We start from the raw sequence: 24,922 nt of genomic DNA, 5'->3' as shown, positions 1-24,922 counted from the left end.
TTAACGAATAATTAGCGCCTTCGGGCTGGCCGTCGTTCCCTTCGCGTTACCGCGACCAGACCCCGCCCAGCCTTGCTGGTCCTGCCTGGACCCCCGTTCGGAGTTGTCATGAATTACCCGCTGTCCACGCTCGCAGCCGCCGTCGTTGCGGCGCTGCTCGCCTCCCCTGCCTTCGCCCAGACCGCCACCCCGGCCAGCGCGCCCGCCAATACGCTCGATACCGTCATCGTCACCGGCACCCGGGTCTCCGACCGTACCGTGGCCGAGTCGCAGTCGCCGATCGACATCATCAGCGCCGAGTCGCTGCAGGCCACCGGCACCTCGGAGCTGGCCACCGCGCTGGCCCGCGCGCTGCCGTCGCTGAACTTCCCGCGCCCGGCCCTGAGCGACGGCACCAGCGCGATCCGCCCTGCGCAGCTGCGCGGCTTGTCGCCGGACCAGGTGCTGGTGCTGGTCAACGGCAAGCGCCGCCACACCTCCTCGCTGCTCAACCTCAACGGCACCATCGGCCGTGGCGCCGCAGCGGTGGACCTGAACACCATTCCGGTGGCGGCGATCGCGCGCGTGGAAGTGCTGCGCGACGGCGCCTCGGCGCAGTACGGCTCCGATGCCATCGCCGGTGTGGTCAACATCGTGCTCAAGGGTGCGGAGAAGGGCGGCAGCCTGCAGGCCGGCTTCGGCCAGTACTCGGCCGGCGACGGCAGCAACTACGAGTTGTCCGGCGACACCGGCGTGGCGTACGGCAACGAGCGCGGCTGGCTGCACGTGGCCGCCCAGCTCAATCAGCAGGACCCGACCGACCGCGCGCGCGGCTATGCCGGCGCACCCAGCGCCTCGCAGCCGGCCGTCGGCCAGAAGGCGTTCAAGATCGGCGACCCGGACGTCAACGCGCAGGCGGTGTCGGCCAATACCGAGTTCGCCTTCAGCGACAGCATCACCGGCTACGCCTTCGCCACCGCCAGCAACCGCGACATCACCTCGTTCGCGTTCTTCCGCGCACCGGGCAGCACCACCCAGAACATCCTGTCGGTCTATCCGCAGGGCTTCCTGCCGGAAATCCAGACCTACGCCAAGGACCGCTCGCTGGTGGCCGGCGTGCGCGGGTCCACGGCCAGTGGCTGGGACTGGGATGCCAGCTACAACTACGGCTACAACCGGATCGATTTCCACACCCGCAACACGCTCAACGTCAGCCTGGGGCCGAGCTCGCCGACCTCCTTCTACGATGGCGCGCTGGAGACCACGCAGAACATCGTCAACCTGGACGTCAAGCGCGGCTTCGACTGGGGCCTGGCGTATCCGGTGACGGTGGCCTTCGGTGCCGAGTACCGCAACGAGAAGTGGAACCAGTCGCCGGGCGAAGTGGGCTCGTATTTCCAGGCCGGCACGCTGGCCGGTGGCGCGCAGGGCTTTGGCGGATTCGCGCCCAGCGTCTCGGGGCGGTACTCGCGTGACAGCTACGCGTTGTATGCCGACCTGGAAGCCGATTTCACCGACAAGTTCTCCGCCGGTCTGGCCGGGCGCTACGAAGACTTCAACGACTTCGGCAGCCAGGCATCGGGCAAGTTGTCCGGGCGCTATGCGTTCACCGACAAGGTCGCGCTGCGCGGCACGGTGGCGTCGGGCTTCCGCGCGCCGTCGCTGGCGCAGCAGTATTTCCAGTCCACCAGCACCACCTTCCTGGCCGGCAATCCGAACCCGTTCGAGATCCGCACCTTCCCGGCCGACAGCAACGTGGCGCGCGCGCTGGGTGCAGAGCCGCTTGATGCCGAGACTTCGCTGTCGTCCAGCCTGGGCCTGGTGCTGCAGCCGACCGATGCGCTCTACCTCACCGTGGATGCGTACCAGATCGATGTGGACGACCGCATCGTGCTGTCGTCCAACCTCACCGGCACCGGCGTGCGTAACCTGCTCGAAGCACAGGGCATCTTCGGCATCAACGGTGGGCGCTACTTCACCAATGCGGTGGACACGCGCACGCGCGGCGTGGACGTGGTCGGCAGCTACCGCTGGCAGCTCGCCGCCAGCAGCGTGGACCTGACCGCCGGGTACAACTACTCGGAAACCGAGGTGCGCAGCGTCGCCGCCAACCCGGCCGCGTTGTCGGCCAACGGGCTGAGCCTGGAGCGCATCGATCGCACCGAACGCGGCCGCATCGAAGAAGGTTTCCCGCGCGACAAGTTCCTGGTCAACGGCAGCTGGAACCTGGAGCACTGGACGCTGGCATTGGGTGCCACGCGCTATGGCAAGTACAGCACGCGTCCGGCTGCGGCGATCAACGACCAGACCTTCGGCGCCAAGTGGGTGGTGGATGCCTCGGCCAGCTACAAGATCGATCGCTGGACGCTGACCCTGGGTGCGGACAACCTGCTGGACGAGTACCCGGACGAGAACAACTTCGCCAACTCTACCAGCGGGCAGTTCCCGTACAGCAATCTGTCGCCGTTCGGCTTCAACGGTGCCTACGTGTACGGCCGCATCAACTATCGCTGGTAACACGGCAATCCATCTTGCTGCGGTGTTGCTCGGCGCTTGTTGCTGACGCACGCGGCACCATCGCATCCTGACGCTTGACCACACGCCCCGGCCTGCCCGGGGCGTGTGCGTTTTTGCCCGTTGTACGTGCAGCGTCTTGATGCAGCCATCTAACCGCAGGCATCGGCGCGCCGTGAAGAGCTGCCGGCAGCCGCGGTGGTATCAACACCGCTTCCACCCTGCCGGAGCACCCACCATGGACGCAGCGCAGCTCTCACGCGGCCGCCTGATCGATCACCTGCATCTGGTCGTCCGCGACCTGGCGGCGAGCCGACGTTTCTACCAGGCGGTGCTCGATGCCCTGGGCGTTCCCATCGGTGGCGAAGGTCAGGGATTCTTCTGGGCCGACGAGCTGTTCGTGTCCGATCGCGACACGATGGCGCAAGGCGAACTCACCGGCCGCCACCATCTGGCCTTCCAGGCGCATGACGTGGCCATGGTGCATGCGTTCCATCAGGCCGCCCTCGCCCATGGCGGCCGCGACAACGGCGCGCCGGGCGTGCGCCCGTATCACCCGAGCTATTACGCTGCGTTTGTGCTCGACCCCGATGGCAACAACATCGAGGCGGTGTTCCATGGTCCTGCGCAACGCAGTGCCGATGCGGTGCAGATCACGTTCCGATGCAGAAGTTTCATATCTGGCAGCGATGTCCATGATGGTGCAGGCAAGCGACTGATCCCGCAGGTCTGGTGCAAACGACGCATCACTTTGGTGCACGATGACAACGATGGCAGTAACACGTCATGCATGACAGTTACTTGCACAACGTAACCAAAATTTGACATGTGGTTAGACGTGGTTAATGGTTCCGAACGCACCGCAGCTGCCGCAACGGACGCGGCCCGGGAGGGGGCCCCCCTGCGATGCATCCGTTCCCCACTCGGAGTTGTCACCGCATGAATTGCAAGACCAGTCCACTCGCAGTTGCCGTCGTTCTTGCACTGTCGTTTTCCGCGTCAGACGCATCCGCGCAGTCACAGGCTCCCACCCAGAAAACCCTCGACACCTTGATCGTGACCGGCACGCGCGTGGCCGATCGCACCGTGGCCGAATCGGCATCGCCGATCGACATCATCTCGCCGCAGGCACTGGAATCGACCGGCACCACCGAGCTGGCTACCGCGCTGTCACGCGCGATCCCCTCGTTGAATTTCCCCCGCCCGGCCATCTCCGACGGCTCGGACGCGGTGCGCCCGGCGCAGCTGCGCGGCCTGTCGCCCGACCAGGTACTGGTGCTGGTCAACGGCAAGCGCTATCACACCACCGCGTTGATCAATCTCAACGACACCCAGGGGCGTGGTTCGTCGCCGGCCGATCTCAACACCATTCCGATCGCCGCAGTGGAGCGCATCGAAGTGCTGCGCGACGGTGCATCGGCGCAGTACGGCTCGGATGCGATTGCCGGCGTGATCAACATCGTGCTCAAGGGCAGCGGCGAAGGCGGTAGCGTCAATGGCCGCTACGGCAAGTACAGCGCCGGCGACGGCGAGCAGTATCAGCTGTCCGGCGATGCCGGTTTCAGCTTTGCCGGCACCGGCAAGGTGCATCTGGCCGCGCAGGCCGGTCACTCGGACCAGACCAACCGCGCATTGCCGTTCGGCGGCCGCGTGGAGCAGCGCTACGGCGATCCGGACATCGACCAGGGCGCGATCTCGTTCAACGGCGAATACAGCCCCACCGATTACCTGACCTTCTACTCGTTCGGCATGGTTAGCCGCCGCGAAGTGCTCTCCAACGGCTACTTCCGCTTTGCCGGCGACAACCGCAACCGCCCGGAAATCTATCCGGACGGCTTCCTGCCGCAGATCTACAACGTCAGCAAGGACGTGTCGTGGGTGGGCGGCTTGAAGACCTCCACCGAAGGCGGCTTGAACATCGATCTGAGCTACAACTACGGCCAGAACAACCTCACCTTCGATGTACGCAACAGCTTGAACAACAGCCTGGGCCTGACCAGCCCCACCGACTTCCATGCCGGCACGCTGGAAGTGACCCAGAATGTGCTCAATGCCGACTTCACCAAAACGCTCGACTGGGGCCTGGCGTATCCGGTCACGCTGGCCTTCGGTGCGGAATGGCGCGGCGAGAAGTTCAACCAGTCGCCCGGCGATGCGGCGTCCTCGGCCAATGGCGGTATTCCGTCGGCCAACGGCGCGTTGATCCCCGGCGCGCAGGTGTTTCCGGGCTTCAAGCTCTCCGACGCCGGTTACTACAACCGCAATAGCCACTCGGCCTATGTGGATCTGGAAGCCGATCTGACCGACAAGTTCTCCGCCGGGCTGGCCGGACGCTACGAGAAGTACAGCGACTTCGGCGATACCGCCACCGGCAAGCTGTCGCTGCGCTATGCGTTCACCGACAAGATCGCGCTGCGTGCCACCGCCTCGACCGGTTTCCGTGCGCCGTCGTTGCAGCAGCAGAACTTCCAGTCGATCGCCACGCAGTTCCTCAACGTGGCGCAGCCCAACGGCACGGTCACCGCGATCCCGTTCGAGATCGGCACCTTCCGCACCGACAATCCGGCCGCCATCGCACTCGGCGCCGAACCGTTGAAGGCCGAGGAGTCCAAGAACTATGGTCTGGGCATGGTGCTGCAACCGGTCGAGAACCTGTACATCACCGTCGATGCGTATCGCATCGAGATCGACGACCGCATCGTGCTGTCGGAAAACCTCACGTCCATCGCGGCGCGCAATTATCTGCAGGCCAATGGCTTCCCGGGTATCGGTGGCGGGCGCTACTTCACCAACGCGGTGGACACCAAGACCCAGGGCGTGGATGCGGTCGGCACCTATCGCTGGAACCTGGACGGCGGCAGCGCAGAGCTGACCTCCGGCTACAACTACAACAAGACCGAAGTGGAACGAATCGCCGACAACCCGGCAGCGCTGGAAGCGATCGATCCGGGTGCGGTGCGCATCGGCCGCGCCGAACTCGGTCGCATCACCGAAGGCACGCCGCGCGACAAGTTCTTCCTGGGCGGCACCTGGTCGCCGGGCAACTGGTCGTTCACCGGCACCGCCACGCGCTGGGGCGAGTTCAGCACCTTCGGCACCAACGCCGGCAGCGACCAGACCTATGCGGCGAAGTGGACACTGGATCTGGCCGCGTCCTACAAGTTGAACGACTGGAACTTCACCATCGGCGGCGACAACGTGCTCAACGAATATCCCGACCGCCAGGAAGCCGGCCTGGGCACGCGCACCTACCTGCCCTACAGCAGCGCCTCGCCGTTCGGTTTCAACGGCGCGCTGGTGTATGCCAACGTGAGCTACAAGTGGTAAATCGCCGCGTGCCGGTCGGCAGCGGCCGGCACGTCGATCGTCTCGTCCCACGTCGCTGAGACCAGGCAACACCCCGCAGCATCGCTCGCCCTTTCCGATTGTGGCCAAAGGGCGAGTTCCCCCCTCTTTCGCAAGGATGCGCCACGCAGCAGACGCTGCGTCGCAGTCTGATGTCTTGCTGTGCACGCCGCCTCGCCAGCGCATACACGCTGCGCGCAGGCAACCCGGATCACGCAGTCCGCAGTCATCTTCCCCCGGCAACACGCGCAGCGCATCGCTGCGTCCACATCCCCTTTGAGTCTCCATTCCCATGCACACCTCCAACGCACTCTCGCTTGCGATCTCGGTCGCACTCACCGTCTGTACGTTCGCTGCCAGTGCGCAATCGCAGCCTGCCCAGCCGCAGAAAACCCTGGACACCCTGATCGTCACCGGCACGCGCGTCAGCGACCGCACGGTGGCCGAATCCGAATCGCCGATCGACATCATCACCGAGCAGTCGCTGCAGGCCACCGGCGCCACCGACATCGCCACCGCGCTGGGCAAGCTGCTGCCGTCGCTGAACTTCCCGCGCCCGGCGATCTCCGACGGCAACGATGCCGCACGCCCGGCCACGCTGCGCGGCCTGTCGCCGGATGCGGTGCTGGTGCTGGTCGACGGCAAGCGCTATCACACCTCCTCCCTGATCAACTACAACCCGTATGTCGGCCGCGGCTCGGCACCGGCCGACCTGAACTCGCTGCCGATGTCGGCGATCGCGCGCATCGAAGTGCTGCGCGATGGCGCCTCGGCCCAGTACGGCTCCGATGCGATCGCCGGCGTGGTCAATATCGTGCTCAAGCATGGCGCCGATACCGGCAGCAACAGCGTGTCGATCAATGGCGGCATCATGGACAAGGGCGATGGCGAGCAGAACGGCATCGACGGCTCGGTCGGCCTGCCGTTCGGCGGCAGCGGCGGCGATGCCGCACCGGGCTGGGTACGGCTGTCCTGGAATTACCAGAACACCATGAGCACCAACCGCGGCGAGAACACCAACCGCGCCACCACCGTGCCGGGCACGCCCAATCCGGGCGGTGTGCCCTACCAGCGCCACGGCGACCCGGCCTCCACGTTCTACCAGGGGCTGGCCGCATTCGGCTACGCGTTCTCGCCCAACCTGGAGCTGTACGGCCACCTCAGCATGAGCCGTCGCGAGGTCACCTCCAACGGCTATTACCGCGCCGCCGACAACACCGCACGCAATGTGCAGGCGATCTACCCGAACGGCTTCCTGCCGCAAATCTACAACCCCACCAACGACCGCTCGGCCGTGCTGGGCCTGAAGGGCAGCACCGAGAGCGAATGGAACTGGGACGTGTCGGCCACCTACGGCAAGAACGACATGACCTTCAACATCCTCAACAGCATCAACACCAACCTGTACTACACCACCGGCAGCTCGCCGACCAACTTCAATTCCGGCGGCTTCGAAACCGAACAGGGCACGATCAACCTGGACGTCAACAAGTCCTTCGACTGGGGCCTGGCGTATCCGGTCAACGTGGCCTTCGGCGCCGAGCATCGCCAGGACCGCTACCAGATCACCGCCGGCTCGCCGGAGTCGTACTTCTTCGATCCCAATACCATCAATCCCGACGACGGCGCGCCGTATCCGGGCGGTGCACAGGTGTTCTCCGGCCTGGAGCCGTCGGTAGCCGGCAAGTTCGGACGCCACAGCAATGCGGTCTACGCCAACCTTGAAGCGGACATCACCGACAAGCTGTCCGGCGGCATCGCCGGGCGCTACGAAAACTACAGCGATGCCGGCTCCACGCGTTCGGGCAAGCTGTCGGCGCGCTACGCCTTCAGCGACACCTTCTCGCTGCGCGGCACCATCTCCAACGGCTTCCGCGCACCGTCGCTGGCCCAGCAGAACTACGCCTCGGTGGTGACGCTGATCCAGAACGGCGAGCTGGTGCAGGTCGGTACCTACCGCACCTCCGACCCGGTCGCGGTGGCGCTGGGCGCCGGCCCGCTGAGCCCGGAGAAATCCACCAACTACGGCCTGGGCGGCGTGTGGCAGCCGACCGCCAGTTTCACCTCCAGCCTGGACGTCTACCAGATCCGCATCTGGGACCAGATCCTGTATTCGGACCAGTTGCAGCTGGCGCAGCCGATCGGCCAGGTGGCCGCGGTGCAGTTCTTCGTCAACGGCGCCACCAGCCGCACCCGTGGCGTGGACTGGATCAACAGCTATCTCGCCGACCTGGGCAGCTACGGCAAGCTCAATCTCAGTGCCAGCGCCAACTACAACAAGACCACGATCCTGGAACTGTCCAACCCCAACTTCGGGCGCGCCAGCCAGGGCCTGCTCACCGACGCCACCCCGCGCACCAAGTACATGGCGGCGGCGGACTGGACGCTGGGCGGCTTTGCGCTCAACTTCAATGCCACCCGCTATGGATCGATCAAGCGCATCAGCGACCCGGCCGATGGCAGCCAGGACCAAACCTACGACGCGCGCTGGCTGTTGAACCTGGCTGCGAGCCAAACCTGGAACGCGTTCACCGTCACCGTGGGCGCGGACAACCTCACCAATCAGTATCCGACCAAGGCGCAGCTGACCACCGCCTACGATGATCGCGCCGGCGGCCTGCAGTATTCGTCGCTGTCGCCGTTCGGCTTCAACGGCCGCTACTGGTACGGGCGGGTCACCTACCGGTTCTGATCAGCGGTTCCGAGCGGACGTGCTGAGCCGCTCCCGCGTACACGCCAACACCGCCGATCACTCGGCGGTGTTTTTCGTTGTGGGCATCTCGGTTCGCGTGCATCGGATGCAGCATGCCGCCCGGGGAACCGCCACGCTCTCGATCTCGATCTCGAAATCCCGCAACACCGTGCCCTTGGCCTGGATGAGGCGCGCGATCAGATCGTCGTCGCCATCGCAGCGAGGTTGCGCGCTCACGCCGTGGAAAGATGCTGCCAACCGGTCGTACGCAATGCTGGTCGCCTGCAGTTCTTCAACCGTCGTGCGCTGCGTGTCGCATCGCGTTAATCGAGCGCTGTGTAGTATGGACACCCGGCCAACCGGACCAGTACCGCGGTCCTGGCTTCCCCCGCGCCGGACTCCAGCCATGACCACGCAATGCCCGCAGGCGACGCCCGGCGCAGTGCCGTCGGCTGGTCGCGCCCGCGACGCTCTCTCGGACACTCTCACAACGGATTGGAATGCATCACGACACCAGCCTCATCGACATCATCGCCGTCGGCCTCGCGGTCGCTTTCGTGCTGGGCACGCTCGCACAGAAAGTGAAACTCTCGCCGCTGGTCGGCTATCTGCTGGCCGGCGTCTGCGTCGGGCCGTTCACGCCCGGCTTCGTGGCCGACCAGACCATGGCCAACCAGCTGTCCGAGCTGGGCGTGATGCTGCTGATGTTCGGCGTGGGCCTGCACTTCTCGCTCGACGATCTGATGGAAGTGAAATGGATCGCCATTCCGGGCGCGTTGGCGCAGATCGTGGTCGCCACGCTACTCGGCTGGGCGCTGGCCTGGAGCATGGGCTGGCCGTTGATGCATGGGCTGGTGTTCGGCCTGGCGCTGTCGGTGGCCAGTACCGTGGTGCTGCTGCGCGCACTGGAAGAGCGCCGCCTGCTGGAAACCCAGCGCGGCCGCATCGCGGTGGGCTGGCTGATCGTCGAAGACCTGGTGATGGTGATCGCGCTGGTGATGTTGCCGGCCCTGGCCGAGGTGCTTGGCACCGCCGCGCCGGCCGTGGCGCACGCGGGCGAGTCCACCTCGCTGCTGGCTGCGCTGGGCCTGACGCTGTTCAAGATGGTGGCGTTCGTGGCGGTGATGCTGGTGGTCGGGCGGCGGGTGATCCCGTGGTCGCTGGAAAAGGTCGCCGCCACCGGCTCGCGCGAGCTGTTCACCCTGGCCGTGCTCGGCATCGCGCTGGGCGTGGCGTTCCTGTCGGCCACGCTGTTCGGGGTGTCGTTCGCGCTGGGCGCGTTCTTCGCCGGCATGTTGCTGAAGGAATCGGAGCTCAGCCACAAGGCCGCCAGCGATTCGCTGCCGTTGCGCGATGCGTTCGCGGTGCTGTTCTTCGTCTCGGTGGGCATGCTGTTCGACCCGATGATCCTGGTCGAGCATCCGTGGCAGGTGCTGGCCACGTTCCTGACCGTGACCCTGGGCAAGTCGCTGGCCGCGTTCGTGATCGTGCGTGCGTTCGGCCACCCCACCGGCACCGCGCTGACCATTTCCACCAGCCTGGCGCAGATCGGCGAGTTCTCCTTCATCCTGGCCGGGCTGGGCGTACAGCTGGCGATCCTGCCAGAAACCGGGCGCGACCTGATCCTGGCCGGCGCGCTGCTGTCGATCATTGCCAACCCGTTCCTGTTCTCGTGGCTGGATCGCTGGCAGGCCAGGCAGGCGCAGGATGCGCCCGCCACGGTGGAACCGGAACTGCCGCCCGGCCCGCCGCTGCAACTGGACGGCCATGCCATCGTGATCGGTTATGGCCGCGTCGGCAGCGCGCTGGCGCAGTTGCTGCGCAGTCGCGGCGTGCCGGTACTGGTGATCGACGACAACGGCGATCACGTGGCCAAGGCACATGCGGCCGGCATTCCCGGCATCCGCGGCAGCGCGGCGGCCGACCGCGTACTGGCCGAAGCCCGCCCGGAGCACGCCAAGATCGCGATTCTGGCGATCCCGCAGCCGCTGGAAGCCGGCGAGGCGTTGGCCAAGTTGCGCGCGATCAACCCGTCGTTGACGCTGCTGGCACGCGCGCACAGCGATACCGAGGTCAAGCACCTGCTCGAACACGGCGCCGACGGTGCGGTGCTGGCCGAACGCGAGCTGGCCTACTCGCTGGCCGAGATGGTGATGTCCACGCCGCCATATCGGGCGTTGCGCGTACCGGCGTCGTAACTGCGAGGCGGGATGAGGCAGCGCCGCACGAAACGACAACCCGCAGGCAGCGCCTGCGGGTTGTTTGCTGCCTGCAGATGGTTCAGTGCGGAATGGCTCGCCATCAGACATTGATCAAACTGCGACCAGGGCACCGAAAACTGCCCACCGAATACACTTGATAATCATTCCCATCCGGAGCAGGATGAGCGCCCGTTCCCCTACGGCCTCAGCCATGACGCTTGCGGTTGGCGTTCTCAATGCAGTGCCAAGCGTGCAGCTGTGCGAGCTGCTGGGCCGCATCGGCTACGGCTTCGTGGTGCTCGATCTGGAACACGTGTTGCGCGCTCCCGACGAACTGGAGCACGCCATCCGTGCCTGCGAGCTGTCCGGCTGCGAGGCCTGGGTGCGCGTGCCGGAAGTGGACGAAAAACTGATCGGTCGCGTGCTGGATGCCGGCGCGCGCGGCATCGTGATTCCACGCGCCGAATCGGCCGCGCAACTGGCCGCTGCCATCTCTGCCGCACGGTTCCCGCCACTGGGCCGGCGCGGCATCACCGGCGGGCGCGTCACCGGCTTCGGCAACGTCGACCTGCCTACCTACATCGCGCAGGCCAATCGCACTATCCGCATCGTGCCGATGATCGAAAGCGCGGCCGGCATCGCCGCATTGCCCGAGCTGCTTGCGCTGCCCGGCGTGGCCTTGGTGATGGAAGGCGCACTGGATCTGGCGCTGGATCTGGGCCTGGGCCCGCAACCGACCCGTCCACAGGTGTGGGAGCTGCTGCTGCAACTGCATGCGCAGTGCGCTGCGGCCAACGTGCCGTTCTGCCCCAATCCCCGCACCGATGCGCAACGCGTGCACTGGCTGCAACAGCCGGATTTGCGCTGGCTGCTTGCCGGCGAAGACCGCGCGCTGATTCAACGCGCACTGCGCGGTCACCTGGCCACCTTCGCTGCGCCCACGCCGCCACCCGTCTGCAGGAGCACGCCGTAGATGTCGACGTTCCGTTTCCACACCCTGACCATCGCCATCGCTGCGGCCGCCCTGACCCTGCCGCCGCTGGCGTCCGCCGTCGAGTCGCCGGACGCGGCGGCCACCGATACGCAAACACCGATCCGCGTACTGGACGCGATCCAGGTGCAGGGCAGTCTGCTCGGGCGTTCCAAACCCGACGACGTGCAGCGCTATGCCGGCAGCCGCCAGGTGATCGACCGCGAGCAACTGCGCAATGGCGGCAACCGCTCGCTGGACGATGCCTTGCAGCGCGTGCCGGGCATCAAGATCTTCGACGAGACCGGTACCGGCGCGTTGCCGCAGCTGATGCTGCGCGGCCTGTACGAAAGCCGCAGCGGCCGCGTGCAGGTGCTCGAAGACGGCATTCCGCTGGCACTGGCGCCGTACGGGCAGACCAGCCTGTCGTTGTTTCCGGTGGGGCTGAACCAGATCGACCGCATCGATATCGTGCGCGGTGGCGCGGCCGTGCAGTACGGGCCGAACAACGTCGGCGGGGTGATCAATCTGGTCAGCAAGGAAATCCCCAGCGAGTGGAGTACCACGCTGGCGCACAAGGTCACCGCCGGCGGCCAGGGCCAGTTTCTGCAGGACAGCGCGCTCAGCAGCGGCGGCTACCTTACCGACAACCTCGGCCTGCAGGTCGATGCCAATCGCACCTACGGAGAGTACTGGCGCGCGCACAGCGATACCGACATCAGCAATCTGCGCGTGCGTGCGGAGTGGTGGCTGGACGACACCAAGTTGCTCAAGGCCAGCGTGCAACGCTACCTGGTCGACATGGATCTGGCCGGCGCGCTCAGCCCGGACGATTACCGGCGCGACCCGCGCCAGTCCACCCGCCCGCTGGACAGCTTCAATGGCCGTACCACGCGTGCGTCGTTGGGCTACGAGCAGCTGTTCGGAGACTGGGGCCCGCTGCAGGATGTCCGCTTGTCCTGGACCAGCTTCAGCGCGCGCAGCAGCCGCAACTTCATCGTCGGCATGCGCCAGGCCGCCACCGAAACCTGGCGTTCGGACCTGCCGCCGCAACTGCGCCAGACCGCACCGCGCGACTTCCGCGTGGTCGGCAGCGAGCCGCGCCTGAGCTGGAGCATGGGCGATGCCGGTGGCGTGCGTCAGCAGTGGACCGCCGGCCTGCGTGCGGTGCACGAGGACATCGATTTTTCGGTCGGCAATCTGCGTCTGCGCGATGGCCTGTTCACCAGCGTGCGCGACTGGCAGTTCGAAGACCGCGCCCTGGCTGCCTACGTCAGCAATGCGATCACCCTGCCCGACGAACGCCTGACCATCACCCCGGGCCTGCGCTACGAGCGGCTGGATTCGCGCTATTTCAATCGCGCCACCGGCCTGCGCACGCGCAACCAGACCCGCGATGTCTTGCCGGGGTTGACGGTCGGCTTCCAGGCCAACGCACACTGGTTTTTCTATGCGGACGGGCAGCGCTCGCTGCGCGCGCCGCAGGTCACCCAGATCATCTTCGGCAACAACCTGGATGCCGAACTTGCATGGAATTACGAAGCCGGCACGCGCTACCAGCCCAACGACCGTACCCGCATCCAGCTCGGTGCGTATCTGATCGATTTCGATCAGCAGATCCAGCTGGACAACACCACGCGCGTGTTCCGCAACCTCGGCAAGACCCGCCATCAGGGCGGCGAGCTGGAACTGCAATGGAGCCCGGAGAACCTGCGCGCGCTCACCCTCAACGCCGGTTATGCGTATCTGGATGCCAGCCAGGAATCGGGCGCATTCCGCGGGCTGCGCGTGCCATATACCTCGCGCAACCAGATCACCCTGGGCGGCAACTACACGCTCGGTCACACCACTGTCGCACTGTCGAGCTACTACTTCAGCAAGGCCTACAGCGATGCGGCAAACACCGTGCAGGAGAACGCGGTCGCCTCGGTCGGCGAGTTGCCGTCGTACTGGGTGTGGAACACGCAGGTAAGCCATACCCTGTTCGAACGCGATGGACAAAAATTCAGCGCGTCGCTGGCGATCAACAACCTGTTCGATCGGCAGTACTGGTTCCGCGGTGTGGATACCAGCCCGTGGGGCCGCCAGGCCGCGCCGTCGCGCACCGTCACCGCCGGGCTGGAGTACACGTTTTAGGGCTTCGGCCCGGCACATGCCGTAGCGACCGACGTACAGGGGCGTCGGTCGGCTAACGGCAACGGCGCTCGCACTGGCGAGTCCCGCAGACGACACGGCGTGCATGACGCACGTCTCCCTGCCGCAGCATGCGGCATGCGATCACCGTATCGCAGGCCACCCAACGCCCCGCGGCGCCAGGCAGCCCGTTTCAGTACCGGTTTTTCCACCGTCCTGTTGAACGAGAGCTGCCATGACTGCGACATCCGCTGCACCGTTGGTGATCCTCACCCATGTCTGCCATCCGGCCATCACCGAAGGGTTTCTTCCGGCCGCGCATGCGCTCGGCCTGCCGGTGTGGCTGCTGACCGACCACCGACTCGATCACCTCGGCCATTTCCGCGAGCATCCGGCGCATGCACCGCAACGGGTGATCGAATGCGATGTGTTCAATCCGCTCGGCGTGCTGGATGTGCTGCACGACGCCGGTGTGTCGCCGCGCGCGGTGTTCAGCAACAGCGATCATCTGCAGACCAGCACTGCGCTGGTCGCGGCGGGTCTTGGCCTGCCCGGCAAGGACTGGCAGGTCTGCTACGCGGCCAAGAACAAGGCGGCGATGCGTCAGCGCCTGCGTGCACGTGGGCTGCCGTCGCCGTGGTTCTGCACGCTGGCGCCGGGCGCCGCACTGCCGGCCGACACGCCGTGGCCGGTGGTGGCCAAACCGCGCGAGGGCGTGGCCAGCCTGGACGTGCGCCACTGTGCAGATGCCGCGCAGCTGCAGGCCTATCTGGACGATGTGTGGCAGCGCCATCCGCAGCGCACCGTGCTGCTGGAAGGCATGCTGGAAGGCGCGCTGTTTACGCTGGAAACGCTGGGCGACGGCCATACGTTGCAGGCGCTGGGCGGCTTCAAGGTGCGCTTGTCACCGCCGCCGCACTTCGTGGAATGCGAGGCGCAGTGGGATGCCCGCGTGGACACGCCGGTGATTGCGCAGGCGCTGCAACAGCTGCGCAGCTTCGGGGTCGGCTTCGGGCTGTGCCATAGCGAATTCATCCTCACCAGCGACGGCCCGGTGCTGGTGGAGATCAACTACCGCAGCATCGGCGACCGCCGCGAGTTCCTGCTCGACGACATGTTCGGCAGGCAGTGGTTTACCGCCGCGCTGGCGCCGCATCTGGGCCTGCCGCTGCCGCAGCTGCGCTGCGATCGCGCCCATGCCTTGCTGCGTTACTACGTCGCCGCGCAGGACGGCGAGCTGGTGACCGCCAGCGAAGATCGCCGCCACCACGATGCGCATAGCGATGTGCACTACCGGCGCATGCGCGCACCCGGCGAGCGTATCCGCCTGAGCCATTCCAACAAGGATTACCTGGGTGTGCTGAGCGCGGTGGCCAGCGATGCACAGGCGCTGCAACAGGCGGTGGTGCATGCCGAAGCGGGGCTGCAGTGGCGGATCGATGGCGCGGAGCTGCGCGCATGAGCAGTGCCGCCGACCAACGCTATATCGCCACCCGCATCATCGATGCCTGCCTGCGCGAGGACCTGCGCGGCATCGCCACCCGCGGCAGCGCCGCAGTGCCCGAGGCAGGCGTGCTGGCGGCATGGACCGACCCCAGCCCGGTGGAGGGCTGGTGGCGCATCGCGCATCTGCCCGATGGCACGCTGTGGTTGCCGATCCATCGGCAGGGCTATCTGCAGGACATCAGTGCCTGCGGCGACAGCTGGATCGTGCAGGGCGCCGATGGCGCGCATGTCGAACGCGGTGCGCAGGCGTGGCTGCAACGCATGAGCGCGCAACTGGACACGCAGACCCAGCAGCTGCATCGCGCCTACGCCGAAGAAGCCGAATGCGCTGCCGCCCACCTGGGCCTGGCGCGCCAGGCCTACGACGCGCAGGCGCCTGCGCTGCTCAACGCATTGCAGCACGCAGATGCGGCCGAGCGTGCATACCGCTGCGATCAACTGGCCAGCTATCGCGATCATCCGTTCTATCCCACCGCACGTGCCAAGGCCGGGCTGGATGCCTCGGAACTGCGCGATTACGCACCGGAATTTGCGCCCACCTTCGCGCTGCGCTGGCTGGCGGTTCCGCGTGCGCAGGTCAGCTGCACCACCGCCACGCCGGCCGAGTTGTGGCCGGACTTCGCCACGCTGGGCCTGCCGCCTGCGCTGACCGACACGCATGTCGCCTGGCCGGTGCATCCGCTGGTGTGGGCGCGGCTGGAGCAGGACGGGTTTGCACTGCCGCCAGGCACACTGCGGGCGCCGCAGGCCTGGCTGGAGGTGCGCCCCACCCTGTCGGTCCGCACGCTGGTGCCGCTGCAGCATCCGCAGCTGCATCTCAAGCTGCCGATTCCGATGCGCACGCTGGGCGCGCTCAATCTGCGCCTGATCAAGCCCTCCACGCTGTACGACGGCCACTGGCTGGAGCGCGCACTGCGGCGCATCGATGCGCTGGATCCGGCCTTGCGCGGCCGTTGCGTGTTCGTGGACGAATCGCACGGCGGGCATGTGGGACAGACCCGTCATCTGGCCTATCTGCTGCGGCGTTACCCACCGCTGGGCGACGCCACGCTGGTACCGGTGGCCGCGCTGTGCGCGCGCTTGCCCGATGGCCGGCCGATGGCGCTCCATCTGGCCGAGCGCTTTGCGCAGGGCGATGTGCTCGGCTGGTGGCGCGCGTACACCGAGCTGATGCTGGCGGTGCATCTGCGCCTGTGGCTGCGCTACGGCATCGCGCTGGAAGCCAATCAGCAGAACAGCGTGCTGGTCTACGCCGATGGCCAGGCGACGCGGCTGCTGATGAAGGACAACGACGCCGCGCGCATCGCAATGCCGCAGTTGCGCGCACAGCTGCCGGATCTGGACGCGTTGGGCCCGCTGCACGATGCGCGCATCGCGGTGGACGCGCCGCAAGCCCTGGCGCAGATGTTCTGCACCATCGTGCTGCAGCTGGATCTGCAGGCAGTGCTGGAAGGCCTGGCCGAATGGCAGCCGGCGTTGCGCGCGCCGCTGTACACGCAGTTGCAGACGCAGTTCGCATTGACGCTGGCGCAACTGGACGTCGAGGGCATCGACACCGGCCCCGCACGCCGCCTGCTGGCCGCACCGCGGCTGCCGGTGAAGTACCTGCTCAGCGCCGGCAGCCTGCTCAGCAAACAACTCACCGGTGCGAGCGACATCAACAAGTTCTACGGCGATAGCGCACCCAATCCCTTCGGCGACGCCTTCGCTGGCGTGCAGCGGAGGCCGACCCGGCAGGCCGGTGCCCAGCGATGAAGCGCGTCCTGGGCCCGGTGCTGGCCGCGCATTACCTGGCCGCCTTCACCGCATTGGGCATGCCGTTGTTTCTGCCGCAGGTGCTGGCCGAACTGGCACCGTCTGCGGCGGTTGGCTGGAGCGGCGTGCTGTACGTGTTGCCGACGCTGTGCACCGCGTTGACGGCCGGCACCTGGGGGCGCCTGGCCGACCGCTATGGACGCAAGCCCTCGTTGCTGCGTGCGCAACTGGGGCTGGCGCTGGGCTTTGCGATCGCCGGCTTCGCGCCGTCGCTGACCTGGCTGGTGATCGGCCTGATCGTGCAGGGCACCTGCGGCGGCTCGCTGGCGGCGGCCAATGCGTACCTGGCCAGCCAGCCGCAGGCCGGCCCGCTGGCGCGCGCGCTCGACTGGACGCAGTACTCGGCGCGCCTGGCGATGGTCAGCGCGCCTGCGTTGCTGGGCCTGGCCGTGGCGCTTGGCCCGGCGCAGTCGCTGTATCGCGCGCTTGCGCTGCTGCCGCTGCTGGCGTTCGCGCTGACCTGGCGTCTGCCAGCCGACCGGCCTGCACAGCGGCCGACAGCGTCCGCTGCGCAGCCGACACCCCCCGGGCTTGCAGCTGCGTCGGCGCGGTTGGCGTCAGCACCCACCACCACAGCGGCCAGCGCACTGTGGCCTGCGTTGCTGATCGCGCAGTTCCTGTTCTGCTTCGCGATGGTGGTGACCTTCCCCTACTTCATCCCGTACGCGCTGGCGCGCGGCGCCGGCCACGACGCGCTGGCCGGCCTGCTCTACAGCCTGCCGCACCTGGTCTATCTGGTGGTGCTGCCGTGGTGGCGGCGCGGCGACGGCGAGGCCTGGCTGGTACCCGGCCTGGTGCTATTCGCGCTGGCCTGCCTGTGGCAGGCGCTGCTGCACGACGCCATCGCATTGGCAGCGGCACGGCTGCTGTTCGGGTTCGGCATGTTGTTTGGCCTGCGTGGGCTCAACCGCAGCCTGGCGCTGGTCGCCAGCGGGCATGGCGCCGGGCGTTTGTTCGGCCGCTTCGATGCCTGCGGCAAATGGGCCGGCGTGTTCGCCGGTGCCGCTGCCGGCGCGCTGGCCCAGGCGGCCGGCCCTGCCACCCCCTTCCTGGCTGCCGCGCTGGCTGCGGCGGCCGCTGTGCTCACCGTTCTGGTGCGCTTCCCCTCGAGGAGATCCGCCGATGTCGCCGCACACGATGCATGACCCCTGGTACGACAGCATGGCAGACGCGCAGGCCTGCAGTTGCTGGTTGAACTGCTACCTGCGCGAGTTCGCGATTCCGCAGTGCGCAGTGGACTTCGATTACCGCGGGCTGGACCGCCCCGGCCCGCGCGTGGCCGAGCAGCGCTGGCTGCGGATCGCGCTGGGCGATACCGGCGCGCTGTGCGTGCGCATTGCCTATGCCGATCGCCTGGGCCGCTGCCGCTTTGCCTCCACGCCATTTCTCAAGGGCGCCGGCCAACCGTGGCAGAGCCTGGATGCGCATGCCCTGGCGCGTTGCCTGCTGCAGGCGCTGGGCAGCACGCAGGCGGTCAACCCGGAACTGCTCGCGCAAAGCGCCAACAGCGTGGCGATCACTGCCGCACTGCTGCGCCAGGCACATGGCACCGCCGCGACCGGCGAGGCGATGATCGACGCCGAACAATCGATGCTGTGGGGGCATGCCTTGCATCCCACGCCCAAGAGCCGCGAAGGCGTCGACCTGGCGCAGGTGCTGGCCTGCGCGCCGGAAGCGCGCGCCGCGTTCCAGCTGTTCTGGTTCCGCATCGACCCACGGCTGCTGCGCATGCAGGGCCGCGATGTGCGTGCCAGCCTGCGGCAGCTGTCCGGCAGCGACGCGTTGTATCCCTGTCATCCGTGGGAAGCGCAGCGCCTGCTCGACGACCCGCTGCTGCGCACCCTGCAGGCGCGCGGGCTGATCGAGCCTGTCGGCATGCTGGGCGAGGCACTGCGCCCCACCTCGTCGGTGCGCACGCTGTATCACCCGGAACTGGACTATTTCCTCAAGTGCTCGGTGCACGTGCGGTTGACCAACTGCGTGCGCAAGAACGCCTGGTACGAGCTGGAAAGTGCGGTCGCGCTCACCGAGCTGCTGGCACCGAGCTGGCGTGCGCTGGCGGTGCAGGTGCCGGGCTTCGATGTGATGCTGGAGCCTGCGGCCACCTCGCTGGAGGTCGCCCAGGTCGATCCCGCCTTGCACGACGCCGACCCGCTGGCGGCGCGTGGCCTGTCGGAGAGCTTCGGCATTTTGTACCGGCAGACCGTGCCCGCCGCGCAACGCGCGCGCTGGCAGCCGCAGGTGGCCGCCGCGTTGTTCACCTGCGATGCGCAGGGCAACAGCGTGTGCGCGTCCAGGCTGCAGGCATTGGGCGGCGCGCAGATGGATCGCCACACCGCCACGCTGCTGTGGTTCCGCGCCTATGCCGGCTTGCTGCTGGATGGGGTGTGGAGCGCCCTGTTCCAGCACGGCATCGCGCTGGAACCGCATCTGCAGAACACCGTGATCGGGTGTGCCGATGGCTGGCCGACGCGGGTATGGATCCGCGACCTGGAAGGCACCAAGCTGCTTGCACATCACTGGCCCGCCACGCGCTTGCAGGGCGTGGGCGAACGCGCGCGGCAATCGCTGTATTACACGCCGGAACAGGGCTGGAATCGCGTGGCGTATTGCGCGCTGGTCAACAATCTGGCCGAGGCGATCTTCCATCTGACCGAAGGCGATGCCGCGCTGGACGCGCGCCTGTGGCAATGCGTGGGCGAGCTCGCCGCGCGCTGGCAACAGCGCCATGGCACGCAAGCCGCGCTGCAGGGCCTGCTCGACGGCGCGCCGCTGCCCGGCAAGAACAACCTGGGCACGCGGCTGTGGCAACGCGCCGATCGACACTCCGACTACACACCGCTGCCCAACCCGATCCCACGCATCGCAGCGGCGCGGCGGGTGGCTGCATGAGCCTGCGCATCGACACTGACGCAGTGATGCAGGCGTTGCCGGGCATCCGCGACCAAAGCGATGGCCCGCTGTGCGCCTACGTCTACGACCTGGCCGCGCTGGATGCGCATGCGGCCTGGATGCGCGCGCAACTGCCGCCCGCCTGCGAGCTGTTCTACGCGGCAAAAGCCAATGCGGAGCCGCCGATCCTGCATACGCTCGCCCCGCACGTGGATGGTTTCGAGGCGGCCTCCGGCGGCGAACTGGCCTGGCTGCATCGGCAACAACCCCGGGCCGCGTTGTTGTTCGGCGGCCCGGGCAAGCTCGATAACGAACTGGCCCAGGCCGCCGCGCTGCCCGACTGCACCGTGCATGTGGAAAGCCTGGGCGAACTGGAACGCCTGGCTGCGATCGCCGCGCAGGCCGGCCACTGCGTGCCGGTATTCCTGCGCATGAACATCGCCGTGCCCGGCGCGCAGAGCACGCGCCTGATGATGGGCGGGCAGCCCTCGCCGTTCGGGCTGGACCCGGACGACCTGGACGCGGCGATGCAACGGCTGCGGGCCAGCCCCTCGCTGCGGCTGGAAGGCTTCCATTTCCACCTGATGTCGCACCAGCGCGATGCCAACGCGCAACTGCATCTGATCGCCGCCTACCTGCGCACCGTGCAGCAGTGGCGGCAGGCCTACGCGCTTGGCCCGTTGCGGGTGAATGCAGGCGGCGGCTTCGGTGTGGATTATCTGGCGCCGGAATCGTCGTTCGACTGGGCCGGCTTCTGCGCCGGCTTGCCTGCCTTGCTACGCGACCACGGCCAGGCGCTGCGGCTGCGGCTGGAACCCGGGCGCTATGTCAGCGCCAGTTGCGGCTGGTATCTGATGGACGTGCTGGACCTCAAGCGCAGCCACGGCGCGTGGTTTGCGATCGCCCGCGGCGGCACCCACCACTTCCGCACCCCGGCCGCGCAGGGCCACGATCACCCGTTCCGTGTGTTGCGTGGCACGCGAGCTCCCGTGCTGCGCGACACCCCGGTCACCCTGGTCGGGCAGCTGTGCACGCCCAAGGACGTGCTGGCGCGCAACCAACCTATCGCGGCGCTGGCACCGGGCGACTGCCTGGCCTTCCCGCTGGCCGGGGCGTATGCGTGGAATATCTCGCACCAGCAGTTCCTGATGCATCCGCCGCCGCAGATGGTGTTCCTGCCGGTTGCGGCGTTGACAAACTGATTGCAGAAAAAAGGTTATGTCCGCATTGCGGTTTAATGGGATTGGCAATCGAGACACGCGGCCGTCTACTATCATGCCGGTACGCAAGAGTTGTCTGCAGTATCCAAAGCACAGTGCTCGTTCATTGCCTGCTGGTGCTGAACAAGGCCGCATGCGCGGCAACGGGTGTGTCAGCCTTGCGTAGACGAAGGAGCTTGCAGCGGAGTCTCAACCATACGGCTACTGCTGCGTGAGCAAACCCATAGAACCGATGCATGGAGTTCCGTTGAAGAAGATTCTTTCAATCTCACTGGCAGTGCTAATACTGGCAACGCTTGCGTTCTTTTACTTACGCACAAATCACGGCGCCGTGGAGACCCCATCTCAGGTAGCGAACACCATGACAAATGACGACAGCAGCCGTGAAACGGATTTGTTAGACAGAGGCTCGCGTGCAGACCCATCCAAGACATGGGCATCAGAGTCCAGCGGGCAGATTGATCAGCATTTTCATGACACAAGGAACAAGGCAGAGTCCGAAGACCCCGTCGCACAGCGGGAGCTTGCCGAAATGTATGAGCACTGCTTTATCTACAGCCAATCTTCTAAAAACTTTGCTGCCATGGTGGCCTTATTCGCAAAGGCAGATCCGGAGAACGCATGGCGCTATTCCGCATCATCCAAGCGCTACTCGCACTATTGCGACTCGATCGACAATGGCAAACAGATTCCGCTTGAAGCTATTCAATTGTGGTACGCGGAAGCTGCCAAACGAGGAGACCTGATCGCGCAGATCAAAGTCGCTTCGAGGCCGGACAGCCAGCTTAACGAAGCCGCCTATAGCGCGCTCGTGGCGAAGGCTTTTGAAAGCAAAGATCCGGATGCGATTTTTGCGCTCGGAGATATGTTGACCTTGGCAAAGACCTCGGTTGACCTGGGCGATTACGCGCATCCGGCGGGCGGAGATTACTCGGAGCATGCGTGGGAGCTGGCAGCTTGCCGTGCAGGGGCGGAGTGTGGCCCTGGATCGTTTCGCATTGACTCTGGCTGCATGAGTGGCATCTGCAACGCATCGAACTACGAAAGCTTGATAAAAAAAAATTTCATCCCTCCCGCACAGTTGAAATTTCTTGAAAGAGATGTAGAACACATCAATTCGCTCCTTGATCAAAGGCCCAGGTGAGTGGAACCTGACCCACGTCTTCCCGTCTCTGATCCGCGATTGCTGCCATGCGGTAGCAAGCTCCGCCCAATCAATACGTAACTTGGGCTTTGCGGGTCAGAGGCAATCAACCGTGCTCACCTGACCGTTGGACCGGCACGCGGATGTCGGCACGCAGCTCTGCCTCTGCCACCGCTTCGGGGTCGTCCAAGTAGAGATAGTGCAGCGGCGCATCGCGCAGGACGTAGCCGCTGTCGGGTAGCCATTGCGCGAGCACGCGGTCGAGCGCGTCTTCGATACCTGCATAAGAGCCCACATGACGCAGCACTGCGTGCGCGCCACTGTCGAGCTGGCGCAGTTGCAACGGCGCCGGCGGAGACAGTGCGGCGTCGAAGACCATGCCGCATTCGAACAGATGCCGATGTGCCGGCACATCGCGGTGGTCGCTGAGCGGCAGGCCGATCAAGGCCTGCAGTTGTTCGATCGCACCGGCGCGCTCGGCCCAGGCAGCGATGCGGCCGAAGCCACGGTCCAGATCGTCGAAGGCGCCGCGCTGGCGCAGCACCACCACTTCCAGCGGATCGAGCATTTGCACCAGCACCTGCAAGGGTGCGCCGGACATCTGCGGCGGCAGCGAGGGCATGGCCAGCTGCTGCAGTTTCTGTGCGCGCACCGCGGGCGCGTTGCGCAAGCTGCTCGGGCTGGCCTTCAACAGGCTGCGGAACGCGCGTGCCAGCGCCTGCGGGGTCTGATAACCCACCGCCAGCGCCACCTCGGTCACCGTGCTGGCCGGCTCGCCCAGCAGATGCAGCGCATAACTCAGACGCAGCCGCGCGATGGTCTGCCCCAGGGTTTCGCCGGCCAACGCGCGATAGACCCGATGGAAATGATGCGGCGACTGCTGCGCCACTGCTGCCAATGCTGCCAGGTCCGGCAGCGGTTCGCCGGCGCGGATGCTGGCCTGCAGATGGGCGACGACGCGCTCGACGCTGCGCTGGCGATTGAAGACGACCAAAGCGGCTGCTGGCATGGGGCGACTCCTGTTGGACAGCCCAGCATCGCGCAGATCGGCTGGGCCTGCGGTCCCGATCTTGCGCAATGTCGCTGGCGCGTCCGGCTGCATACAACCCGGTGGCGAACCAGGCGCAGGTGTTACAGCGTCGAGGCCACCACCGCGTCCCATGCGCCATCGGCGGTGGCCGCGCGTAGTTGCTGCCAGCCAGTTAAGCGAGCGGGTCGTCGAGCTGACCGCGGTCGCTGTGCTGGCCAGTGTCGCCGTGCCGCAGCAAGCTGATCTGCACACTCATGCATCGGACACGCCGGCTTCGGCAAACGTGGCCATGCCGTTGTGCAAGGCGCAGGCGTGACGCAGCAGCGGAATTGCCACCGCTGCGCCGCTGGCCTCGCCCAGGCGCAGGTCCAGTTGCAGCAAGGGTTCGGCATCCAGTGCGCGCAGCAAGGCGGCGTGGCCGCGCTCCTGCGAGCGATGCCCGAACAACAGCCATTCGCGCACGCCACCATTGAGATGGGTGGCGACCAGCGCTGCAGCAGTGCTGATGAAGCCATCCACCAGTACCGGAATCCCGGCCTGCGCAGCGGCGATGTAGGCACCGACCAGGGCGGCGATCTCGAAACCGCCCAGCCGGCGCAACCGCTCCAACGGCGTCGCAGCATCGGCATGCAGGGCCAGCGTACGGGTGATCACGGTGGCCTTGTGGGCGATGCCCTCGGCATCCAGCCCGGTTCCCGCGCCGGCCATCGCCTGCGGAAACTGCGACAGCAGCGCGCAGCCCAACGCCGCGGCCGAGGTGTGTTGCCGATGCCCATTTCGCCGCCGACAAACAGCTGCGTGTCGCAACTCTTTGCCTGCGCGACGCTTTCGGCGCCCGCGGCAAGCGCGTCGCGCAACTGGGTGGAGCTCATCGCCGGCTGCTAGCAGATGTTGGCACTGGCCGGCGCGATCCAGGCACGCCGCACCCGCGGCAACTCACCCGGGTCGTTGACCACGCCCAGATTGACCACTTCCAGGCGCGCACCGAGCTCGCGCGCCAGCACCGCAATGGCGGCGCCACCGCGGGCGAAATTGCGCACCATCTCGCCGGTGACCGCTTGCGGAAACGCAGACACGCCCTCGGCGGCGACGCCGTGGTCGGCGGCATACACCGCGATCCAGACCCGCTGCACGGTGGGGTGCTCATTGCGCTGCCAGGCCGCCAGCTGCACCGCCAGCTGTTCCAGCCGGCCCAGCGCGCCGTGCGGCTTGGTCAGTTGCTCCTGCCGCGCCAGCGCAGCCGCGCGCACGCGCGCGTCCGGCACCGCACAGGCACCATGGATCCAATCGCTTGTCACACCGCCTCTCCCGTCAGAACCATCGGCAAACCTGCCACCACCAGCACCACACGCTCGCACTGTAGCGCCAATGCCTGGTGCAGCCGGCCGGCCTGTCGACAAATCGAGGCGTGAGTTCGCCCAGCGGCACGACGCCCTGCCCCACCTCGTTGCGCGCTCACCTCACAGTGCGCATGCACGGCG

General features: G+C 66.7%; 14 protein-coding genes and 4 pseudogenes. 13 read left to right on the top strand and 5 right to left on the bottom strand.

Annotated features, from left to right (window positions below):
- Nucleotides 1-108: 108 nt before the first annotated feature.
- The 4 genes and pseudogenes from FHT09_RS03285 (at nucleotide 109) to FHT09_RS03270 (ending at nucleotide 8,530) form a co-directional block, all read left to right on the top strand.
- The gene (locus FHT09_RS03285; RefSeq protein ID WP_184416847.1) at nucleotides 109-2,496 is read left to right on the top strand and encodes a TonB-dependent receptor; all 2,388 of its coding nucleotides are present in this window, start codon (nucleotides 109-111) and stop codon (nucleotides 2,494-2,496) included.
- A 235-nt stretch (nucleotides 2,497-2,731) separates the two neighbouring features.
- Nucleotides 2,732-3,154 (top strand): annotated as a pseudogene (locus FHT09_RS03280) (VOC family protein); the annotation flags it as partial.
- A gap of 278 nt (nucleotides 3,155-3,432) precedes the next feature.
- Nucleotides 3,433-5,820, top strand: coding sequence for a TonB-dependent receptor (locus FHT09_RS03275; protein ID WP_104605742.1), 2,388 nt, complete (start codon nucleotides 3,433-3,435; stop codon nucleotides 5,818-5,820).
- Nucleotides 5,821-6,130: 310 nt separating this feature from the next.
- Complete coding sequence (locus tag FHT09_RS03270; RefSeq protein WP_104605744.1) at nucleotides 6,131-8,530, top strand: TonB-dependent receptor; 2,400 nt, start codon at nucleotides 6,131-6,133, stop codon at nucleotides 8,528-8,530.
- 57 nt (nucleotides 8,531-8,587) lie between these two features.
- Here the strand turns inward: FHT09_RS03270 and FHT09_RS20165 are convergent, their stop codons facing one another.
- Nucleotides 8,588-8,881: a hypothetical protein gene (locus FHT09_RS20165; RefSeq protein WP_258077194.1), complete on the bottom strand. Its 294-nt coding sequence runs from the start codon at nucleotides 8,879-8,881 to the stop codon at nucleotides 8,588-8,590.
- A 149-nt stretch (nucleotides 8,882-9,030) separates the two neighbouring features.
- Here FHT09_RS20165 and ybaL point away from each other — a divergent pair, with 149 nt between their 5' ends.
- The 9 genes from ybaL to FHT09_RS03220 all read left to right on the top strand — a co-directional run bounded on the left by ybaL (nucleotide 9,031) and on the right by FHT09_RS03220 (nucleotide 22,411).
- Nucleotides 9,031-10,728 (top strand): YbaL family putative K(+) efflux transporter, encoded by a 1,698-nt coding sequence (gene ybaL / locus FHT09_RS03260; RefSeq protein WP_104536078.1) that lies wholly within the window; start codon nucleotides 9,031-9,033, stop codon nucleotides 10,726-10,728.
- 214 nt (nucleotides 10,729-10,942) lie between these two features.
- Nucleotides 10,943-11,704, top strand: a complete 762-nt coding sequence (locus tag FHT09_RS03255; RefSeq protein ID WP_104605746.1) for an aldolase/citrate lyase family protein — start codon at nucleotides 10,943-10,945, stop codon at nucleotides 11,702-11,704.
- Complete coding sequence (locus tag FHT09_RS03250) at nucleotides 11,705-13,837, top strand: TonB-dependent siderophore receptor (RefSeq protein ID WP_104605748.1); 2,133 nt, start codon at nucleotides 11,705-11,707, stop codon at nucleotides 13,835-13,837. It abuts the gene before it with no gap.
- Between the two features lie 232 nt (nucleotides 13,838-14,069).
- Nucleotides 14,070-15,296, top strand: coding sequence for a carboxylate--amine ligase (locus tag FHT09_RS03245; RefSeq protein ID WP_047127052.1), 1,227 nt, complete (start codon nucleotides 14,070-14,072; stop codon nucleotides 15,294-15,296).
- Nucleotides 15,293-17,095: an IucA/IucC family protein gene (locus tag FHT09_RS03240; RefSeq protein WP_104605750.1), complete on the top strand. Its 1,803-nt coding sequence runs from the start codon at nucleotides 15,293-15,295 to the stop codon at nucleotides 17,093-17,095. The genes FHT09_RS03245 and FHT09_RS03240 overlap by 4 nt, the downstream gene beginning before the upstream one ends.
- Nucleotides 17,092-18,300: an MFS transporter gene (locus FHT09_RS03235; RefSeq protein WP_184416845.1), complete on the top strand. Its 1,209-nt coding sequence runs from the start codon at nucleotides 17,092-17,094 to the stop codon at nucleotides 18,298-18,300. The genes FHT09_RS03240 and FHT09_RS03235 overlap by 4 nt, the downstream gene beginning before the upstream one ends.
- On the top strand, nucleotides 18,278-20,047 hold the full coding sequence (locus FHT09_RS03230) for an IucA/IucC family protein (RefSeq protein ID WP_184416843.1): 1,770 nt from the start codon (nucleotides 18,278-18,280) through the stop codon (nucleotides 20,045-20,047). The genes FHT09_RS03235 and FHT09_RS03230 overlap by 23 nt, the downstream gene beginning before the upstream one ends.
- Nucleotides 20,044-21,249, top strand: a complete 1,206-nt coding sequence (locus FHT09_RS03225) for a type III PLP-dependent enzyme (RefSeq protein ID WP_104607596.1) — start codon at nucleotides 20,044-20,046, stop codon at nucleotides 21,247-21,249. Before FHT09_RS03230 ends, FHT09_RS03225 begins: the two co-directional genes overlap by 4 nt.
- A 265-nt stretch (nucleotides 21,250-21,514) precedes the next feature.
- Nucleotides 21,515-22,411, top strand: coding sequence for a hypothetical protein (locus FHT09_RS03220; RefSeq protein WP_146096610.1), 897 nt, complete (start codon nucleotides 21,515-21,517; stop codon nucleotides 22,409-22,411).
- Nucleotides 22,412-22,517: 106 nt separating this feature from the next.
- Here the strand turns inward: FHT09_RS03220 and FHT09_RS03215 are convergent, their stop codons facing one another.
- The 4 genes and pseudogenes from FHT09_RS03215 to FHT09_RS03200 form a co-directional block, all read right to left on the bottom strand.
- Nucleotides 22,518-23,420, bottom strand: a complete 903-nt coding sequence (locus FHT09_RS03215) for a GyrI-like domain-containing protein (protein WP_260283634.1) — start codon at nucleotides 23,418-23,420, stop codon at nucleotides 22,518-22,520.
- 76 nt (nucleotides 23,421-23,496) lie between these two features.
- Nucleotides 23,497-23,697, bottom strand: a pseudogene (locus FHT09_RS03210) (histidine phosphatase family protein); the annotation flags it as partial.
- Nucleotides 23,694-24,739 (bottom strand): annotated as a pseudogene (gene cobT / locus FHT09_RS03205) (nicotinate-nucleotide--dimethylbenzimidazole phosphoribosyltransferase). The pseudogenes FHT09_RS03210 and cobT, both read right to left, overlap by 4 nt.
- Nucleotides 24,736-24,890: pseudogene (locus FHT09_RS03200) on the bottom strand (bifunctional adenosylcobinamide kinase/adenosylcobinamide-phosphate guanylyltransferase); the annotation flags it as partial. The pseudogenes FHT09_RS03200 and cobT, both read right to left, overlap by 4 nt.
- Nucleotides 24,891-24,922 lie beyond the last annotated feature (32 nt).

It is taken from the genome of Xanthomonas sp. CFBP 8152, assembly GCF_014199025.1.
Lineage (GTDB): Bacteria > Pseudomonadota > Gammaproteobacteria > Xanthomonadales > Xanthomonadaceae > Xanthomonas > Xanthomonas arboricola_B.
The sequence above is the reverse complement of the archived record's forward strand: the minus strand, read 5'-3'. Positions and strand labels throughout refer to the sequence as shown.

Excerpts from the sequence above, each read along its gene's own strand:
- FHT09_RS03285 (WP_184416847.1), top strand. The coding sequence starts at position 109 with ATGAATTACCCGCTGTCCACGCTCGCAGCCGCCGTCGTTGCGGCGCTG.
- FHT09_RS03275 (WP_104605742.1), top strand. The coding sequence starts at position 3,433 with ATGAATTGCAAGACCAGTCCACTCGCAGTTGCCGTCGTTCTTGCACTG.
- FHT09_RS03270 (WP_104605744.1), top strand. The coding sequence starts at position 6,131 with ATGCACACCTCCAACGCACTCTCGCTTGCGATCTCGGTCGCACTCACC.
- ybaL (WP_104536078.1), top strand. The coding sequence starts at position 9,031 with ATGCATCACGACACCAGCCTCATCGACATCATCGCCGTCGGCCTCGCG.
- FHT09_RS03255 (WP_104605746.1), top strand. The coding sequence starts at position 10,943 with ATGACGCTTGCGGTTGGCGTTCTCAATGCAGTGCCAAGCGTGCAGCTG.
- FHT09_RS03250 (WP_104605748.1), top strand. The coding sequence starts at position 11,705 with ATGTCGACGTTCCGTTTCCACACCCTGACCATCGCCATCGCTGCGGCC.
- FHT09_RS03245 (WP_047127052.1), top strand. The coding sequence starts at position 14,070 with ATGACTGCGACATCCGCTGCACCGTTGGTGATCCTCACCCATGTCTGC.
- FHT09_RS03240 (WP_104605750.1), top strand. The coding sequence starts at position 15,293 with ATGAGCAGTGCCGCCGACCAACGCTATATCGCCACCCGCATCATCGAT.
- FHT09_RS03235 (WP_184416845.1), top strand. The coding sequence starts at position 17,092 with ATGAAGCGCGTCCTGGGCCCGGTGCTGGCCGCGCATTACCTGGCCGCC.
- FHT09_RS03230 (WP_184416843.1), top strand. The coding sequence starts at position 18,278 with ATGTCGCCGCACACGATGCATGACCCCTGGTACGACAGCATGGCAGAC.
- FHT09_RS03225 (WP_104607596.1), top strand. The coding sequence starts at position 20,044 with ATGAGCCTGCGCATCGACACTGACGCAGTGATGCAGGCGTTGCCGGGC.
- FHT09_RS03215 (WP_260283634.1), bottom strand. The coding sequence starts at position 23,420 with ATGCCAGCAGCCGCTTTGGTCGTCTTCAATCGCCAGCGCAGCGTCGAG.